The organism is Methylococcus sp. EFPC2, from assembly GCF_016925495.1.
In the GTDB taxonomy this organism is placed as follows: Bacteria; Pseudomonadota; Gammaproteobacteria; order Methylococcales; family Methylococcaceae; genus EFPC2.
Map to the genome: position 1 here is coordinate 2,824,844 of NZ_CP070491.1, position 18,240 is coordinate 2,843,083.

The window sequence follows — 18,240 nt, forward strand, 5'->3', positions numbered from 1 at the left end:
ACGGGCCGCCGGCCACTTCGAGAACGACGCCGAACGATAGACCGGCGTCATCTGATCGAGCTAACTCGATGCCCGCTTGAGCCCGTATACCTTCAACTGACTGCCCACGACCGTCTCGTTGTCCGCCGCGACGCGGTAGATCATCACATAGACGCGCCCATTGGCGACCACGGGCGGTATCATGCGGGACATCTTGCCGAGACCGCCGCGCGATCCATCGCCCGTGCGGAACAGCCGTTTCAGCTTGCCGCCGGGCAGGATGGTGGTGGCGTCATAGGCGACCAACTGGCCTTCGGCGAAATGCTTGTTGGCATCGCCGTATTTGGCGTAGACCACCCACAATATGGCCGAACCGAAATCGACCGCGCCCGGCAGCCCGGAAATGGCCGAGGGCTTGCCCGACACCATCAGCAATCCGCCGGGCATGCCGCCCGGAGAGTCCTCGTTACCAGACGCGATCTCCGATCCCTCGGCCCGGAAGGTCGGACGCACGCCGGCCGAGGTGGAAACGTTGTAGGACTTGAGATTGGCGTTTTCGCCCCAGACATGCACGATGCCGCCGGAGTTGTCGCGCAGCACCAGCGCCAGGGAATGGATATGGTGCATGCGGTTGTTTTCCGGATCGCCGCAAGGCTGGAACCAGCCGTGATCGGAATTCGACGGACAAGGCAGGCTGCGGTTGAGGCGGTTCGCCCGGTCCCAGTTCTCCGCCTCGCCGCCGCCGTGGTAGGAAGCCACCAGCGGCGGCTTGAACAAGAGGCGGTCGAACTTGTCGTGCCGGCCGAGATCGTTCTTGTCCAGACCGTAGAGAATGCCGTCCTTGGTGCCCTGTAGCAGCACGCTCGATCCCGGAATCATCAGAGGACCCGCCGCGCCGAAATCCCAGTCGGCGCCGGCGCTGCCCACCGGCGCGCGGCCGCAGGAGACTTCCGTGTCGTTGCCGCTCCACAAGCAACCCGCGCCCGAAGTCCGTTCGTCCATGAAAGCCTTGTAGAAATCTATCCTGTTGAGCGACGGCCGCGAGCCGCCGCTGCCCGGAACGAATTGGAGCTTGACCATGCTCTCGCTCAGATCCGTGTCGCCGTTGTTGGACGTGCCGTTGGAACTGGCCACGTAGATCATGTCGCCGTCGGTGACCGGCGCGCCGCCCGCGTGCCAGATGCCGCCGCCCCAGGAATTGAAGGCGGTCGCGCAAAATATGGCCGGATCGCGCGAAACGCCGGCCTGCTGAAGCAGGCCGCGGGTGTCGTAGGCCACGACGAAACCGTGCGGATTGGCCCGCCCGCCCTTGAATGATTCGCCGTTGGCGGCAAAGGCCAGCACCAGGCCGTCGTTGCCCGTCAGGGCCAGCCCGGCGCGCAGTTTCGGATAGGCATATTGTTTCTGCTGGCCACTGCCGTCGGTGAATGTCGCGTTTGCGTCGTTGAACCAGCAGCCATTGCCTTCCTGCGATTGGCCGAAGATGCGCACCGGCGCGGCCTTGGGCGTGCCGTTCAAGGGATTCAGGACGTGTACATAATAATCCCGGAAACGGTTGTCGCCCGGCGTCTTGAGCACCCAGGCAGCCACGAACAGCGTGTTGCTCGCCGGGTCGATGATGGGCGTCGCCGAGATGCCCCACGTCGGCGTGTGCCCCCACATGTCCATATCGTCGCGGCCCGATGTGTCCGCGGCGGGACCGAGCTTCACCTTGTAGACGGTGGCATTGGTGCGGCCATTGATGCCGATGACCTCGTTCTGCATGGTGGTCACGATGACCAGGTCATCCGAGCCGGCGCCGTTTTCCACCACCAAGGGCTGGGTTTCCACTTTTGCGTCGAAATCGTAGGTGCGCAGCAGGCCGAATTTCTTGGCGGTGACGTTTTGCTTGTCGAGCAAGAATTCGTGGTTATTCGCGGCGGTGCGGAAGTTGTCTCCGGCACGCTGGGTGATGCTGACCGCCCTCGATTGGCCGCTGGACACGATACAGAGTACGGCAACCAAGGATAAGGCAAAGTTTCCGAGTCGCATGAGATCCTCCTGCAGGGCTGGCGCAAACCTGAACAGTTAGTCCGGCATCATCGACAGCGAGGCGCCGGACGGCTTCTTATCGATGCAATCGGGCGAAAATGATGCCGCGACAGCTTACGGCTAGGAGCCGCACTTTTCTGTACGGAATATGCGAATTATGCCACCACGACGAACGGGATTATGGTTTCCGTTATAGATTTCTACTTGCGCAATCTCAAAGTGATTTCGTGCAACCAATCCGCCAGCCAATACCATTAAACTGTGCCGCAACGCATGGTTCGGCCTATGAAAGGCCTCAAACCCCTGAGGAATCAGGCTCCCGAAGGGATTCAATCATACTAACAAGGCATGATTGATTATACTCCCCATACAGAATCCTAAGCAAAGAAACTGGTTCCAGTACGACGCTTCTCTCTTTACAAGCAACGACAAGCTTGGAAAGCAGAGCCCGGTCGATTCGATCAAAAACATCAGGGAAGTCTAATAACATGATTTTCTTGCGACCATCCAAATCTTTGCTAACTTCGAAGAGCTTGGCTTTCCAAAAAATGTCGAATACGTTGTTCGCAACATCTCCCGTGGAACTCGGGCGGGCATGCAATGAATGATTTATTAATTCATCTTTGCCATAAAAAGCCTTGCCTTTCATAACGCGATAAAAGTTAAGCAACGCAAACTTGGATACCATAGTCCATTGGCTCTCTCTTAATAGCTCGATATATTTATCTACTAGGGATTTAATTTCCTTAGTATTTCCGCTAGTTATCATATCCATGCTTGATGCAATAGAGTTTACGGCGTCAAAGCCCGCCATTCGACCCTTATTATTTCTACTCGCGACCGGTCTTACTGCTATTCCCTTCGAGGTTTTTCTAACATCAAACGACCCATAAGCTAGGAACAAGTCACTCAGCTTTTTGAAGCCGTAATTCCGCGAATCAAAAGATGTCCGATTGGAGATGTGGGTACCAACTGCACTCAATGGAGACCAGCCATCGTCGGTCACAGTTGCCGCAACTGCGGTTTTCAGCAGATGGATCAATTGTTTGTCTACACTCAGGTTGGTCGCCACCTTGTTAAGTGACGAGACAACTGGTAAAGCGCCCTCTATTTTGCCATTTTTCAGGCCTTTGTCCGAAGGCAGGTTTATTCTGCTAGATGGCTTGCCAGATGGCGGTACAACAGACGGACTTTTTTCGAGGAAATGAGTTTCTGGAGGAGGACACGACAATCGCGCTGACTCAGTGCCGAGCATAATTGACGGTTTGACGTCTTGCTCCCCATCAATATCTGTCAAAGCCTCAAGATAAACGAATCGGGAACACGCTTTGACAAAAGGTAGGGGGGTCTTTTTTTCACCAAATCCATAAACCTTCAGACCGTTGGTGAGTATCCTCATAATCAGTGGTGTGAAGTCGCTATCACTGGATACTATGCAGAAAGCATCGAGCCGTTGACTGTATAACAAATCCATTGCGTCTATTACTAACGCGATGTCTGTAGCGTTCTTACCTTTGGTATAAGCGAACTGTTGTATAGGACGGATGGCATATTCATGGAGTACATTCTCCCAAGGCTTTAGATTAGGATTTTTCCAATTACCATAAGCCTGTCGAATGTTTGCCACTCCATATTTCGCCAGTTCGGCAAGGATAATGTCAATTTTTGTAGCAGGAGAATTATCGGCGTCTATCAACAAAGCTATTTTTGCGTCCGCTTGGGACATGGTTGCTCCTTCGTTACCCGCCGTTGATTATGTATCTGAGGTAACTCTCAGCACTTCCTCTATGGTGGTCAACCCGGCCACGGCCTTGCGCAATCCGTCTTCGTACATGGTGTGCATGCCCTCCTTCAGCGCTTGCTCCTCGATCTGCCGGGCCTGGGCATGGGTCATCACTAAGCGACGCAGGTCGTCGCTCATGACCAGGAACTCCAGGATAGCCAGCCGGCCTTTGTAACCGGTGCCGTCGCACAGTTCGCAGCCACCCGGCTTATGCAGCCGGACTTCGCCCTGCGGCTGAAAGCGGCGCAGTTTCAGCTCATCCACCATTTCCGGCAGGGCCGGGTAACTTTCCTTGCAATGCGGACAGAGGCGGCGCACCAGGCGCTGGCCGATGATGCCGTTGACGGTGGAGGTGATGAGATAGTCTTCCAGACCCATGTCCATCAAACGGGTAACGCCGCCCGCCGCGTCGTTGGTGTGCAAGGTCGACAACACCAAGTGGCCGGTCAGCGCGGATTGCACGGCGATGCGGGCAGTTTCCAGATCGCGCATTTCGCCGATCATGATGACGTCCGGGTCCTGGCGCACGATGGAGCGCAAGGCGGTAGCGAAGGTGAGACCGATCTGGCTCTTGGTCTGGATCTGGTTGACACCTTCGAGCTGGTATTCCACCGGGTCTTCCACGGTGATGATCTTACGCTCGGGGGTGTTGATCTTGTGCAGCGCCGTGTAAAGCGTGGTCGACTTGCCCGAGCCGGTGGGGCCGGTGATGAGGATGATGCCGTGCGGCAAATTCAGCACGTCGAGAAAGCGTTGCAAGACTTCGCCTTCGAATCCCAGCGAACCGAAGTCGAAGGAGATGCTCTCCTTGTGCAGCAAACGGATGACCACGCTCTCGCCGTACATGGTCGGCACGGTGGAGACGCGCAGATCCAGTTCCTTGCCCTGCACCTGCAGCTTGATGCGTCCGTCCTGCGGCAATCGGCGCTCGGCGATGTTGAGCTTGGCCATGATCTTGATGCGCGAGATCACGGCGGCGGTGGAGCGCACCGGCGGCGCTTCCACTTCCTTCAGCACACCGTCGACGCGGAAGCGCACTTTCAGGCGCTCCTCGAACGGTTCGACGTGGATGTCCGAGGCACGCGCTTCGACCGCCCGTTGCATGATGAGGTTGACCATGCGGATGACCGGCGCCTCGCTGGCCAGATCCTTCAAATGCTCGACATCGGCCTCGTCGATGTCCTCGTCGCCGCCGAAGTTGTCGACCAATTGCCCCATCAGCGATTTGCCGGAGCCGTGTTGCTGCTCGATGGCCTTTTCGATTTCGGAAGGCAGCCCCAAACGGGCGCGCACCGGCTTGTCGCAGGCCAGGGCGAGCGCTTCGAGCGTAAACGCATCGTAAGGGTCGGCGACCGCCACCTCGTAAGCCTCGTCGTTGCTCGCCAGCCCCACCACGCGGTTTTCCTTCAGGAAGCGCGTCGCGACGGTTTCGGGCAGGGGCGAGGCCTCCGGGTAATCGGTCGCCGCCACCAGGGGCAGCTGGCTGACCTCGGCCAGGGCATCCGCGGCGTCGCGTTCGGATACCACGCCAAGCTTGACCAGCAGGGCCGGCAGGGGCTGGTCGTCGGTCTGCGCAGAGAGCCTGCGGGCGCGGTGGATTTCATTGTCGCGCGCCTTGCCCTTGCGGATCAGGCAGTCGGCGAAGGCGGCGTAGGCATCGCTCCCGTTGGCCGGGGCGTCGGTGAGGGGTTCGTTAGGGTTGACGGCCACGATCGATTCCTTGTGGGTGAGGTATTCGGCAAGCGGATGAGCGGCGGTATAACCCGCAACCGCCGCAACGGTCAAGACACGGTCAACTCGGCGAGCGGCCTGGGTTGGCCGGTATGGTAGCCCTGCGAGTAGTCGACACCGATTTCCCGCAGTTTCTCCAGTATCGCCTCGCTTTCCACATATTCGGCGATGGTCTTCATCCCCAGGGAATGGCCGATTTCGTTCATGGATTTGACCATGGCGTAATCGATGGGGCTATCGGCCAAATCCTTCACGAAGGAGCCGTCGATCTTGAGATAGTCCACGTGCAGGTTTTTCAGGTAGCCGTAGGACGACGACCCGCTGCCGAAGTCGTCGAGCGAGAATTTGCAGCCGTAACGGCGGATCTGGCGGATGAACTTCACCGCTTCGCCGAACTCGCCGATCGCCGCGGTTTCAGTCACTTCGAAGGTGATTTTGCCCAGTGGCCAGTCGGCCGCGAGCAACTCGCCCTGCAAAAACTCCAGGAACGACAGGCTGGTGAGGGACTGCCCGGAAAGGTTGATGGAGAATCCTCCGACCGCGTCGAACTGCGCCCGGTTCCGCCGTATCCACTCGAAAGCCGAGTGCACCTGCCAGCGGTCGATTTCGGGCATGCGTTTCCACCGTTCGGCGGCCACGACAAAATCGTAGGGCGGAACCACCCTCCCCTCTTCGTCACGCAAGCCCAGCAATATTTCGTAATGACTGTGGCTGTCCCGCTCGGGAAAGACGGGAGCGATGAGTTGACAGCGAACGAACAGGGAGTCTTCGGCGAGCAGGCGGTCGATACGGCCGGCCCAATCCAACTGCTGCGCCTGTACTTTCAAGGCCGCATCGTCCTCGGCGTAACTATGGATGTTGTTATGCCCCTGTTCCTTGGCGGTTACGAAAGCGGCGTCGGCTTGTTTCAGCACGGTATGGATACTTCCGGGCGGCACGAACGCCGCCAGGCCGATATGAGCCCCCGGCGCGAAATTGTGCTCGCCCCAGCGGAAATGGAAATCGGACAAGACGCCCAGCAAGGATTCCGCCTGCGCCTGTCCTTCCCTCCGGTCGACCCCGCTCAACCAAAAGCCGAACGCGTGATCGCCCATGCGCGCGAGTGGTACATGCGCCCCCAGATGAGCACCGATCAGTTCGCCGGTCTCTCTTAGCAGGCGGTCGCCGGCCTCCATGCCGCAAAGATTGTTGATGACGCGAAACTGGGCGATGTCTACCAGCCCCAACGTGGCCTGCGCATTCATTCCTGCCCCGTCCATCTGGGTTCGCTCCAGCCGGCGAATGAACTCCTTGCGGTTGGCCAGGCCGGTGATGGGATCGTGAGTCGCCTGATACCGCAGCTTGTCCTGCATGGACTGGATCAAAGCTCCAGTCGTACGTTCCATTAAGGGGGCATCCAGGCTATCGGATTCGACGGCCTTGTTTTCTTGCAAGTAGCGGGAAAGCTCCCCCGCCGTGAGTTCGAGCACCTTGGCGCCCCTGCGGTTGACGAAAACGCAACGCCTGGGGTTACCGTCCATCCAGGTCAACTGTGCCGGCGTCCAGGAATCCGGAGTAAGGGCGAACTTGAACCAGTCGCCGACGCGGAACCGCCGCACGATGGCATCCTCTTCCGGCTCGGGCTCAGCGGATTTCGGGGGCACAGGAATGAACACCCACTCGGGCTCCGCCCGCTCGCCGGCCTCTCCCACTCCAAGCAACAAGTCGGCCAGCACCTCGATGATATGGTTTTGCTTCACCTGATCGGGGCAGACATAGACGAGTTGCTCGTCGATATAGTCGAGCAGCCGGTGCACGTCGCTGGCAGGCAGCCGCTCCCGGGGGTGATCACGGTCCAGCCAGATCTGCAGCTGATCCACCACCTGGATAGCTCGCCGCCATTCCCCGCTCTCCACGCCGTGACGCAGGGCAGCCAGTATCAGCCACCGGCGCCAGCCGGCTTCGAGCAACTCCGGCAACACCCGGGCCACGTATTTTCCGCCCAGGCGGGCGTCGATCGCGCGCTCGACCGCCCGATGCGAGTCCTCCGTGCGTTGCCGCGCCGCGCAAGTCTCCCGCAGCCGTTCCAGACGCAGATCGCGCGCCTTGATCAAGGGCTCCGCCAGCTTTTCCAACTCGGCGCGAGCCGAAATCAACACATCCGGCCGACCGGCGGATTCTCGGGCGATACGCTGGGTGATTTCATCCAATGCATGTTTCAACTGAGGCCACTTGATCTCGCCGCGGTCATCGGCCGCCAGGGAGAAATGATCCAGTACGTTGAGCACGTCACGGGCCGGATGCGTTTCCATATGCATCAGTCCGGGCGTGGCCAGTGCGCCTTCCAGCAAGGGGATTTGCAGTACCTGTAGGTAGCGTTTGATGTCCGCTGCCAGGGACTCTTCCTTGAGCGTGTTGTCCAGCAAAGCGCCGAGTACGTCCATCGCCTGCTTGTTTTCGTCGTTCGGCTGCAGACCCGCCTGCCCGGACGCCGCGAGAGCCTGCGACAACTCCGTCTCCAGAACATGTGGAGCGAGATAGTCGACTTGCTGGGCGAGTTTGCGGTGCTGGATTTCGCGCAAGGCGGCCTGCAGAGCCGCCGGGCTGACGGCGCCGGCCGGCGCCTGCTGAACGGCCTGCGGAGCGACGCCGCCCTGCGCCGGGGCGGTCAGGGTCATCAGCAGGCTGGCAGCATCCAGCGGCCCCGGATTGTGCTTTGCGGGAACGGCCGGCGCCGGGGTGTAAGGCTGGGGCGTGGACTTCTCGTGCTGCGATTCGGCCACGCGCTCCGGAACGACCGGCGCCGCCGGCTGCTCGGGCGCGTGAGCGGATGCCCGATGGACCGCTCTGGGCTGGATGGTGCTGGCGAGCGCGGATGTCCGCTCCAGCAGGCCGACATACAGGTTGGCCAACTGCGGGACCAAGGCGCGGGCGAAAGCCGCATAGATGACGCGTCTGGCCGGGACAGAAAAATCCAGGCCGTTCAGGCCGACGCGGAACGCCTCCAGCAATACGGCCGGCCCCAGCGGGTGCCGCTGGCCGGGGACCGAAGCGTCCCATGCCAGGCCGAGCCGGTCAGACAAGGTAACCAGACTGCTTTCGTAGCGATGTTCCAGCCGGGTTTGCTCTTCGGCCAGGCTGAGCCAATCGTCGAAAGACACCTTATCGACCAGCGACAATCCGCCCCGCTCCGCGGCAACCCGCCCGGACGCATCGAGGTATTGGGGAGCGCCTGCCTCGGGATGGTCGATCTGCCCGAGAAAACGGCGTTCGATATCGCCCCGGCTCTGCTCCAGCAAGGTCAAGGCGTCGAAAAACTCGGCCTGAGCCGCATTGGAGGGCGCTTTATCCGCCGCCTTGATGAGGGGCTGCCGGATGTCGGCGAAAAACGCGTCCAACACCGGCCGGACGATCATCTGCAAGTCTTGTTCGCAGCGTCGACGGATGGCTTCCGCCTCACCATGACCGGACGCGTGTTGGGCGCGACTCCGAGCGGCAGTATCCCGGTGCAAGGCCCGTACGGCCGCCGCAGCCGAAACGGGTTCCCGGAAGGCCAAGCCGACCCCTTGGGGGCTGACATGGGAGATGAGGCCTGCCAGTTGGAAGCTATGAGCATCGGCAGTCAGGCGAATTTCTACTTCGCGGACGGACAGGGCGCTCACCGTCTCGAGCGCCGGTCCGCCGCCCGCCAGCCACAGGAGCACACCGCCCTCGCAGAAATTTCGGATTTCGCCTGCCAGTTTGGCGACGCCGGGCAGGAATAGCGTTGCTTGCGCCACGGTGGCATGGCGCTCATATCGACGTTTGTTCATGAGACATCCCGGTAACAATGTTCCCTTGCCGGCGTTTAGAACCGGACGAACGAACGGCGTCGACTCGACTACCCCATGCAACTGCGGTAGGCCAGCCGCCTCGCCCCACTATAACTTAGCCAACTTGCCGGCGCTGTGTAAAAATACCGCGCGTTCTGCCCGGCCTGCCCGCAACGCGCAACTTTTCCCCGCGACCGTGTCTAACCGGAGCGTGACGCTACCCCCTTAGTTCACCACACGAGAGGTTAATCTCCCATGAAGAAACTCGACAAAAAACCGCTGGCCGCCCTCGTCGGCGCTACCTTCGTCGGCACCTTGTCGGCCGGCGTGGTCACCGCGGCAGAAAATCCCTTCGCCCTGAAGGAACTGAACTCCGGTTACAACCAGGTCGCCGCCGCCGAAACCGCCAAGGAAAAGAAGGAAACCGCCTGCGGCGAAGGCAAGTGCGGCGCCGAGATGATGAAGCAACACGACATGAAATGCGGCGCCGGCATGACGGGAGCGAAAGACGATAAGGCCGCGCTCAAGAAAGCGACCGAAAGCAAGTGCGCCGGAATGACTACGGACAAGGCGCCGGCTCAACCTCCCAAAGCGCCCTGAGTTAGGCGATGATCGGGCCGGTTATCCGGCCTGCTTTTACCGCCATGAAACCGGGACTGACATCGATACGCGGCGCGGGCTTGGGATTGCGCCGTGTTTTCGCGGCAGAAATCGTCGCTCACCCGCCCGCGCGGGTCGACTTCTACGAAGTCGCGCCGGAAAACTGGATGCATGTCGGCGGCCGGTTGGGGAAGCAGTTCCGCGCCCTGACCGAGGCCCACACCATCGTCTGCCATGGCTTGTCGCTATCGCTGGGCGGCACGGCGGCCCTGGACGAAGAGTTTCTAGGCGATCTGCGCGATTTCCTCATCCTCCATGGAATCGGGATCTACAGCGAACACCTGAGCTACTGCGGCGATGACGGCCTGCTCTACGACCTCATGCCCATCCCTTTCACCGAAGAAGCCGTGATCCATACGGCCCGCCGCATCCGCCACACTCAGGAAATACTCGAGCGGCGCATCGCCATCGAAAATATCTCGTACTACGCGGCACCGGGCCAGGAAATGGCCGAGATCGACTTCCTCAACGCCGTGCTGCAAGAGGCCGATTGCGACCTGTTGCTGGACATCAACAACATCCACGTCAACGCGGTCAACCACGCTTACGACGCCGCACGATTCCTCGCCCGCATACCGGCCGACCGCATCGTCTACGCCCACATCGCCGGCCACTACGTGCAGGCGCCCGACTTACTGGTCGACACCCACGGCGCGCCGGTGATCGACCCGGTTTGGGCCTTGCTGGAGCAAGCCTACGCCCTCCACGGTGTATTCCCCACCCTGCTGGAGCGTGACTTCAACATTCCGCCGCTGGCCGACCTGCTGGCCGAAGTGGACACCATCCACGCCATACAGCAAAACGCGATGACACCGCTTCGCCGCCATGGCTGACACCGGTTTCCGGCACACCCAACAGGCATTCACCGCCTATCTACGCAACCCGGCGCGGCAAGCACCGCCGGAGGACGTGGCTCCCGAGCGCATCGGACTCTACCGGGAGCTATTCCTCAATAATGTATTAAGCGCCCTGGAAAGCGGTTTCCCGGTGCTGAATCAGACGTTGGAGTCCGAGTCATGGCAGGCTTTGGCGGAAGACTTCTTCGCCCGCCACCGCAGCCGCACACCTTATTTCTACGGCATACCGGAAGAATTCCTGCGCTACCTGCACGACGAGCGGGAAGGCCAGGTCGACGATCCGCCCTACCTGCTCGAACTGGCGCATTACGAATGGGTGGAACTAGCACTGGCCATCGCCACGGACGACGCGCCGGAGGAACGACCGGAATTGGCCGAGAACCCGCTAAACGCCGTCATCGCGCTGTCCCCCGTCGCCTGGCCGCTCGCCTACCGCTTTCCGGTCCAGCGCATCGGCCGCGACTACCGACCGCAACAGCCGCCCGCCGTATCCACTTGCCTTGCGGTCTACCGCGACCGCAGCGACCGGGTACACTTCCTTGAGTTGGCTCCGCTCACCTACCGCTTGCTTCAACTCCTGCAGGAACAGGGCCCGCTCCCGTCGGCGGACTGTTTCGCACGCCTCGCGGACGAAGCGGGTCTGTCCGACCCCCACGCGCTGCTCGAGCATGGCCAGGGTTTGTTGCGTGACTTGCACGCGCGCGGCGTGATCGGACTGGCATAAGCATCTCGCTCGCCAGCGTGCGCCCACGTCCCGTCGCCCCCTGAGACGGCACGAGACAGTTGCCGGATGGAAACGGCTACGCCCGCCCTTGCTTTTCCTCACACGCGCTAGGATTATTCTCCCGCCTGTCGATTCAATTCAGAGGAGACGACCATGAACATCCCGAGTGAGATAACAAAACTGAGAGACGGCTTGCTGCAGCAGCGCGACGAACTCAAAGTGCAACTGAATCTGGCACGGATGGAGGCGAGGGAAGAGTGGGAGAAAGCGGAGGCGAAACTGGAGCAACTGGCCGATAAGGTCGAAGGTGTTGGCGCCGAAGCCAAGGATGCCTCGGAAGATATCTGGGAAAGCGCGAAATCATTGGGCGAAGAAATCAAAAACGCCTACGAGCGCATCAAAAAACAGCTTTGAATCCATCTTCCGAGCGGGCCGGCATCCCCGGCCCGTCGGACTTACACGTCAGCAGCAACGTTTCACGCCACTCCACTTGCGATCCACCTCGGCCTGCTGGAATGCCGCTCGCGAAAGCGGCGCTCCTTCAGAAGGGTGATGGACCTGCCAATGAGCCAGGTAGCGCTCGTAAGCGTCGTCCCCGCTCACTCGGCGCAAGCCCTGCCAAAACGATTTAAGCCAACGTATCACCATGGGCCCCGAAACCTCCCGACTTGAGGCCATAGCTTAACGCGAAACCCATTCCTAATGGGTGATTTAGCCCTTACCCGGGAACAAGCCCACCGAACCCGGCTTGATCCGTTTGCACGTCACCACGACATCTTCCAGATGGCATTGGAATTTGCCGGTGTCATTGCCGCCGCACTCATTGCAAACCACTTTTCCGGTGCTCTTGGTTTCGGAAACATGCCAGCCGTATCCCTGGACCTCGCAAAAAACCTTGGTGTGTTTCTTGATGTTGTACGCATCCTCGGCTTGAGCGGCGGACTCGGCCTGAGTGGCGCATTTCTGCGGCGGCAATGTATTCGCGGCGAGATCCCTGTACACATAGTCTGCGGCGGACGAAATCCCGGCAAACCCGAGACAGGCGAGGAACAACGCGATCGTTGCAATTCTTGTTTTAATCATTTTTATACCTCGGCGATAAAACATGGATAGCCGCTAATACGGCCTAGTAATCTTTCAAGATGCGAATATTCATCTTGGCCGATTCTTCATTTTGCTGCTGCTGTATCGGCTCGTATTTTTCGGTTTCGCTTTGCTTGACCATCAGGATCACGCCCACCAAGGCGATCGTGACGACGGCAACATATAACCAAAAATAATCTCTCTCCTGCGGCACGTGTTCTGCGCTCATATCGGCACCTCGATGTAGTTTTTATTTGGAATGCTCTATCGTGAAATTGCAGGACCTGAGGTCCCGCCCGAACTCGCGTCACCCAGCCTCCTTGCCCGACGGAGTTACTCTCCGGACTCGACATTGCGCAGGCCCGGTCGCCCGTGCAGGCCCCTCCCTGTTCCGGGCCGGTACGCCCGCTGTAAATCCGACTCGCCGTCCATGCTTTTGGTACAGCGATCTCCTCGATACGTCCCCTCACCCGGCCAAGCCTTTTTCCAGGCGTTGTTCTCTACGGCTTGCGTCATTTTTTTCTCCGCTAGAGGTTGAACTAAGCCTCGGCCGGCCCTTGCGCCCGACCAAGGTATCGCGACGAAACAACCTACACGCCATCTTGTATCGCGTCAATACTGTGATCAAAATTAGGGCGCCGCATGTCGGCCAAGATTTCGAGGCAGAACAACGAGAAAGATCTAACAGATTGAAATAACAGAGATTATTTACAGGCCTAGCGAATTTCGGATCGGCTGCTGGGGAGCGAAACCTCTTTCTCGAGATGGTTGTATTGACCCAAAACGTTAACATGGGAATAATGGCGGCCGCCGATCGGACGCCGATCCCAGGGGGAGAACATGAATTACAAAACCATAAGCAGACTATTTTTTTGGGCGCTGGCGCTCACGCTGGCGTTCGCCTCAATCGCCCGGGCGGCCACGCCCGACATTCAGGACCTGAAGAGCAGTTACTACAAGGACCATCCCGGCAAGGGGAAACACGGTCAGTACTGGGAACCGATCCCGATCCAGAAATACTGGAATCCCAAGGATTTCTATAAGCCGCCAGCTACAGTGCAGGGCGAAAAGACCAGCGCGGAATGTACGACCTGTCATCAGGCACTGACTCCCGGCGCTTACCACGCCTGGAAGACCAGCGTGCACGCCAACCTGGACAACATCCGCAACCTGAGCAACGGCGCGGACGCCCGCTACTACAAGAAACAAAAGCTGGAAGAAGTCGAGCAGAACCTGCGCAAGCAGGGGCTGCTGGCCGAAGGCGAACCGCTCAAGGAAGTCGGCTGTATCGACTGTCACGGCGGCGTCGGCGCCAAATCGGTCGACCACGGCAAGAAGCTGGTGATGCCGGACCGCGCCGCCTGCGGCACCTGCCACGTCGACCAGTTCGCGGAATCCGAAGCGGAGAAGAAGCAGGAATGGCCGCAAGGCCAATGGCCCAAGGGACACCCTTCGCATGCCCAGGACTGGAAAGCCAACGTCGAAACGGCCATCTGGGCCGGCATGCCGGAGCGCGAAATCGCCCAGGGCTGCGACATGTGCCATTACCAGCAGAACAAGTGCGACGGCTGCCACACCCGGCACAGCTTCTCGGTCGCCGAGGCCCGCCAGCCGGAAGCCTGCGCCACCTGCCACAACGGCGTCGACCACAACGAATACGAAAACTTCCAGCTATCCAAGCACGGCACGATTTATCAGACCCTGGGCAAGGCCAAGTGGAATTTCGAAGCGCAGTTGAAGGATGCCGTGACCAAGGGCGGCTATACCGCGCCGACCTGCCAGTACTGCCACTTCGAATTCGAGGGCGAGTTCTCCCACAACCTGGTGCGCAAGGTGCGCTGGGGCTTCAACCCGACGACTGCCATCGCCGACAACCTGAACCACCCCTGGTTCCAGGACCGCAAGGAAGCCTGGCAGAAGACCTGCGAGAACTGCCATTCCGCCAGCTTCGCGGAGGCCTATCTGACCACGGCCGACAAGGGCACGATCTCCGGCCTCAAGGTCGAGCAGGAAGCCAAGAAGGTGGTCGAAGCGCTACATAAGGACGGCCTGTTGCCCGGCCAGAAAACCAACCGCCCTGCCCCGCCCGCACCGGAAAAAGACGCCGCCGGCGGTTTCTTCCAGTTGTTCTGGGCCAAGGGCAATAACCCGAGCGCGGTCGAGCGCGTGCATGCCGACATGTGGGAGCACGACCTGATCAAGCTGTACAAGGGCCTGTTCCACGCCAATCCGGGCGGGTTCACCTACACCGAAGGCTGGTCCGAGTTGATGAAGGACTACACTCTGATCATGGACGAGAACACCAAGCTGCGCGAAGGCAAGAGCCACACCAGCCAGGCCGAACCGGAAGCCAAGTCGATACGCCAGGCCTTCATCGACGACTTGAGCAACCGCTACGTGCTGGGAACCGCCCTGGCCGGCGCAGGCATCATCGTGATCCGCCGCCGCAGACGCTAAAGGATCGCATGGAGTCATCGAAAGTCGGGCGCCCAGGCTTCGGTCTCAAGACCGTCCTGGGCGCCGCCCTCATCCTGGCCGGCCTGGGCATCGCGCTGTTCGGCGTGCCGCCCTGGCCTTACCAGCACGATTTGAGCTTCAAACAAGTCGAGGAATTGAAGCCCGGCGATCCGGGCTTCCCGACCTTGAACGCATCCTACCCGGCGGAGAGCCTCCGCCGTTATCGCGTAACCCAGGGTGAAACGGCCTCGCTGACCCTGGACGTGGTGCGCTACCGCAAGGATGGCGACACCCGCAGCGCGATTATTCATCTCGGCGACGAGCCATCCTCGTCTGCCCCGAACTCCAAAAAGATACGCCAAGAGCTGTGGACTTCCGCCATGGAAGCCGTCAACAAGCACACGGATGAAAAAGCCTTGTTTCTAAGCTGGTGGGACGACGCCCAGCGCATCGACTTCTCCACCGGCCGCAACACCTGGACGCGGGTTCCCACCGCCGCGGCTTTCGGCGGCGACCCGGAAAAGCGTCTATGGGAAGCGGTGACGGGACCATACGCCGCGGACGAAACGCGTCTGCGCCAACTGGCCAACTGGCTGGCCATGGATGCGGGTGCAGCGCTGGCCGAGATGGCCAAGGCACTGCCGGCCGACACGCCGGTCTATTTTCTGGCCTGCCTGGACGATCTGGCCCGCGTGAGCGAGGTCGAAAGACTTTCCGGCAAAAAGCTGGGCTTCGAAGCCGCCCTATTCCCCGCCTCCGGCGACATGCACGGCCAGATCGCGGCCGTTAAGCGTTGGGCGGGCGAAAAAGGCAGCGGCAATTATCTGGTGCAACAGATACCCGGCCAGGGCATCCGCGCCTGGCGCATCACCGATGCCGCCACGGAAAACACGCTGCTCGCCAAGCTGCTGCCCTTCACCGGTTCGCTGGCCAATCCCGTTCCCGGACTCGAAACGGTCTACCAATCCCCCTGGGGCGGCTATCTCACCATCTTTCAGTGGCAACGCTGAAATCCAATCCCGTCTTATTAACCCGGCCAAATAATACCGTACTGAGTCTGGTAAAATTCGAGCATGGAAGCAGAACGAATCGATACTCGAAAACTGGAGCCGGCGGCACGAGAGCAATTGCGCCGTACGGTCATCCGCTTGCACCGGCGAGGGCATAGCCAGGCGGCGATTGCGCGGGAGTTGGGTTTGCGCCGTCCCACGGTGACGCTCTGGCTGCTTAAAGCCGAAGCCGGGCATGGCGTGAAAGAGGCCCAGCGTGGTCGGCCCGCAGGCAACGGTCGCCGTCTCACGCCCGCTCAGGAAAGCGTTCTCCAGAAAGACCTGGTGGACAAAACGCCGGATCAAGTGAAACTGCGCTTCGCCTTATGGAGTGCGCAGGCGGTGCGAGCGCATATCCAGGCGTGTTTTGGGCTGAACCTGCCAGTGCGCTCGGTCAGAAACTATCTGAAGCGCTGGGGATTCACGCCGCAGCGCCCGCTCAAACGCGCCTTCGAGCAACGACCGGCGGCGGTGCAAAAGTGGCTCACAGAGGACTACCCAGCCATCGCCCAACGGGCCAAGGCCGAAGGGGCGGAAATTTGCTGGGGCGATGAAACCGCTGTCAGTTCGGTCGAGCATTATCCGCGCGGTTACGCGCCGCGCGGCAAAACGCCGGTGCTGGTGTTGTCCCAGTCCAAGCGGGAGCGCATCAACCTCATCTCCGCCATCACCAACCAAGGGAAGATGCGCTTCATGATGTATCGAGAAACGCTCACCGCCGATGTCTTCATCCAGTTTCTCCAGCGCCTGGTCCGTGAGGCGGGGCGCAAGGTGTTTCTGGTCCTCGACAACCTGCGGGTTCATCACAGCCAAACGGTCAAAGCATGGCTGGCAGACAAAACCGACCAGATCGAGCTGTTTTTCCTACCCAGCTATTCCCCTGAACTCAATCCGGACGAATACCTCAATGCCGACCTCAAGGCACGGATGAGTGCCGCCGAACCCGTGCGCGACGGCTCTCACCTGAAGCGCAAGGTGACTTCGCACCTGCGTTCGATCCAGAAACAGCCCGCCCGCATCCGCGCCTACTTCAAAGCCGCCCCCATCAAGTACGCCGCTTAGAACGTACGGTATTTTATGGCCGGGTTAATAGCGATCCCGCCTCTAGCCCTACGGGGCTAAAAGCGGGATCGCACACAGGCTACGCGCGGGCTGGGACTGATGCTGACAACGGCGCGCCGGTCAGCCGGTTCCGCCGGCACGCCGGCGAATTCAGGTCGATAACGAACCTCTAGAATTTTCGATCCAAACCGGCTTCAAGCGGGAGCCGCGATTTTTTCCAGCAGCAGGGGCTTAATCTGCGTCAACCAGGCCTCTATGCGCTCATCGGTGAGCATGCCCTGAGTACGCTGGTCGATCACCAGTCCGACGAAGCGTCCGTCGACGACCGACGGGGAATGCTCGAAAACATAACCCTCCGTGCTCCAGTCGCCGACGATTTCCGCGCCCAAATCTTTGAACGATTGATACACCCGCACCAGGGACGCGGCGAAGCGGTCCGCGTAACGCTCCTGGGCGCCGAGTCCGAACAGGGCGATGCGCTTCCCGGCTAGATCGGTGCCCTGCAACTGCGCCAGAAACTCTTCCCAATTGGATTCCAGGCAGCCCGCGCTGCGTCCGGGTATATCCCCGATACCATAGCTCGGCGTCCCCAGTATCAGCGCGTCGTATTGCAGCAAGTCGTCAGGGGCGATGCGGTTGACGTTCACCGGCTTGGCGGCGATTTCGTCGCCAAGCTTGCCGTGGATTTTCTTGGCGACCAGCCGGGTGGTACCCGTTTCCGTGCCAAAAAAGATGCCGATCTTGTTCATGGGCTGCCTCGAAGCGCATATGGACTGTCGTCATCATATCGCCGCGCCGTCCTGCGGGGAGGCAATGGTGTTTTTCCCATTCCATACAGTGAAAACCGGAGCGCGTGGCCGCGTGTCGGGTTTACTCCCTTCATCGTCGCAGCACTCTCGGCGGGTTTGTCGCAAAACTTACAAACGTAACGCGTTTTGTCGGCATTCCGCGCCCGCACCTCCGTGCAAAGCCTACAGTTTATCCATTCGATTCAATGCCTTATGACCTATCCCTTGAAATGGCACGGTGGTTG

15 protein-coding genes are annotated in these 18,240 nt (G+C 60.1%); 7 read left to right on the forward strand and 8 right to left on the reverse strand.

Annotation, left to right across the window (positions count from 1 at the left end; genetic code table 11):
• Window positions 1-60: 60 nt before the first annotated feature.
• The 4 genes from JWZ97_RS12065 to JWZ97_RS12080 all read right to left on the reverse strand — a co-directional run bounded on the left by JWZ97_RS12065 (window position 61) and on the right by JWZ97_RS12080 (window position 9,315).
• On the reverse strand, window positions 61-2,010 hold the full coding sequence (locus JWZ97_RS12065) for a hypothetical protein (protein WP_205429492.1): 1,950 nt from the start codon (window positions 2,008-2,010) through the stop codon (window positions 61-63).
• Window positions 2,011-2,305: 295 nt separating this feature from the next.
• Window positions 2,306-3,736, reverse strand: a complete 1,431-nt coding sequence (locus tag JWZ97_RS12070; protein ID WP_205429494.1) for an NYN domain-containing protein — start codon at window positions 3,734-3,736, stop codon at window positions 2,306-2,308.
• 27 nt (window positions 3,737-3,763) lie between these two features.
• Window positions 3,764-5,503, reverse strand: coding sequence for a type II secretion system ATPase GspE (gspE, locus tag JWZ97_RS12075; protein ID WP_205434649.1), 1,740 nt, complete (start codon window positions 5,501-5,503; stop codon window positions 3,764-3,766).
• Between the two features lie 71 nt (window positions 5,504-5,574).
• Window positions 5,575-9,315 carry a DUF1631 family protein gene (locus tag JWZ97_RS12080; RefSeq protein ID WP_205429503.1) on the reverse strand — a complete coding sequence of 1,247 codons (3,741 nt, stop codon included), beginning with the start codon at window positions 9,313-9,315 and terminating at the stop codon, window positions 5,575-5,577.
• Between the two features lie 255 nt (window positions 9,316-9,570).
• Between JWZ97_RS12080 and JWZ97_RS12085 the strand changes: the two genes are divergently transcribed.
• The 4 genes from JWZ97_RS12085 to JWZ97_RS12100 all read left to right on the forward strand — a co-directional run bounded on the left by JWZ97_RS12085 (window position 9,571) and on the right by JWZ97_RS12100 (window position 11,970).
• Complete coding sequence (locus JWZ97_RS12085; protein ID WP_205429506.1) at window positions 9,571-9,915, forward strand: hypothetical protein; 345 nt, start codon at window positions 9,571-9,573, stop codon at window positions 9,913-9,915.
• Between the two features lie 44 nt (window positions 9,916-9,959).
• Complete coding sequence (locus tag JWZ97_RS12090) at window positions 9,960-10,808, forward strand: DUF692 domain-containing protein (protein ID WP_205429508.1); 849 nt, start codon at window positions 9,960-9,962, stop codon at window positions 10,806-10,808.
• A complete protein-coding gene (locus JWZ97_RS12095) occupies window positions 10,801-11,556 on the forward strand; it encodes a DUF2063 domain-containing protein (RefSeq protein ID WP_205429517.1) in 756 nt (251 codons plus the stop codon). The genes JWZ97_RS12090 and JWZ97_RS12095 overlap by 8 nt, the downstream gene beginning before the upstream one ends.
• A 153-nt stretch (window positions 11,557-11,709) precedes the next feature.
• Window positions 11,710-11,970 (forward strand): hypothetical protein, encoded by a 261-nt coding sequence (locus JWZ97_RS12100; protein ID WP_205429520.1) that lies wholly within the window; start codon window positions 11,710-11,712, stop codon window positions 11,968-11,970.
• A 48-nt stretch (window positions 11,971-12,018) separates the two neighbouring features.
• On the opposite strand, the gene JWZ97_RS12105 is transcribed toward JWZ97_RS12100, so the two are convergent.
• Genes JWZ97_RS12105 through JWZ97_RS12115 form a run of 3 tightly spaced genes read right to left on the reverse strand, consistent with a single transcriptional unit; the run spans window position 12,019 to window position 12,868 of the window.
• The gene (locus JWZ97_RS12105) at window positions 12,019-12,234 is read right to left on the reverse strand and encodes a YbdD/YjiX family protein (protein ID WP_371822497.1); all 216 of its coding nucleotides are present in this window, start codon (window positions 12,232-12,234) and stop codon (window positions 12,019-12,021) included.
• Between the two features lie 33 nt (window positions 12,235-12,267).
• Window positions 12,268-12,639, reverse strand: a complete 372-nt coding sequence (locus JWZ97_RS12110; RefSeq protein ID WP_205429535.1) for a hypothetical protein — start codon at window positions 12,637-12,639, stop codon at window positions 12,268-12,270.
• 43 nt (window positions 12,640-12,682) lie between these two features.
• Window positions 12,683-12,868, reverse strand: a complete 186-nt coding sequence (locus tag JWZ97_RS12115; RefSeq protein WP_205429538.1) for a hypothetical protein — start codon at window positions 12,866-12,868, stop codon at window positions 12,683-12,685.
• Window positions 12,869-13,479: 611 nt separating this feature from the next.
• Here JWZ97_RS12115 and JWZ97_RS12120 point away from each other — a divergent pair.
• The 3 genes from JWZ97_RS12120 (at window position 13,480) to JWZ97_RS12130 (ending at window position 17,207) form a co-directional block, all read left to right on the forward strand.
• Window positions 13,480-15,096 carry a multiheme c-type cytochrome gene (locus JWZ97_RS12120; RefSeq protein WP_205429539.1) on the forward strand — a complete coding sequence of 539 codons (1,617 nt, stop codon included), beginning with the start codon at window positions 13,480-13,482 and terminating at the stop codon, window positions 15,094-15,096.
• Window positions 15,097-15,104: 8 nt separating this feature from the next.
• A complete protein-coding gene (gene haoB / locus JWZ97_RS12125) occupies window positions 15,105-16,106 on the forward strand; it encodes a hydroxylamine oxidation protein HaoB (RefSeq protein WP_205429542.1) in 1,002 nt (333 codons plus the stop codon).
• Window positions 16,107-16,169: 63 nt separating this feature from the next.
• A complete protein-coding gene (locus tag JWZ97_RS12130) occupies window positions 16,170-17,207 on the forward strand; it encodes an IS630 family transposase (RefSeq protein WP_205429545.1) in 1,038 nt (345 codons plus the stop codon).
• A 194-nt stretch (window positions 17,208-17,401) separates the two neighbouring features.
• Here the strand turns inward: JWZ97_RS12130 and JWZ97_RS12135 are convergent, their stop codons facing one another.
• The gene (locus tag JWZ97_RS12135) at window positions 17,402-17,956 is read right to left on the reverse strand and encodes a flavodoxin (RefSeq protein WP_205429547.1); all 555 of its coding nucleotides are present in this window, start codon (window positions 17,954-17,956) and stop codon (window positions 17,402-17,404) included.
• Window positions 17,957-18,240: the final 284 nt, after the last annotated feature.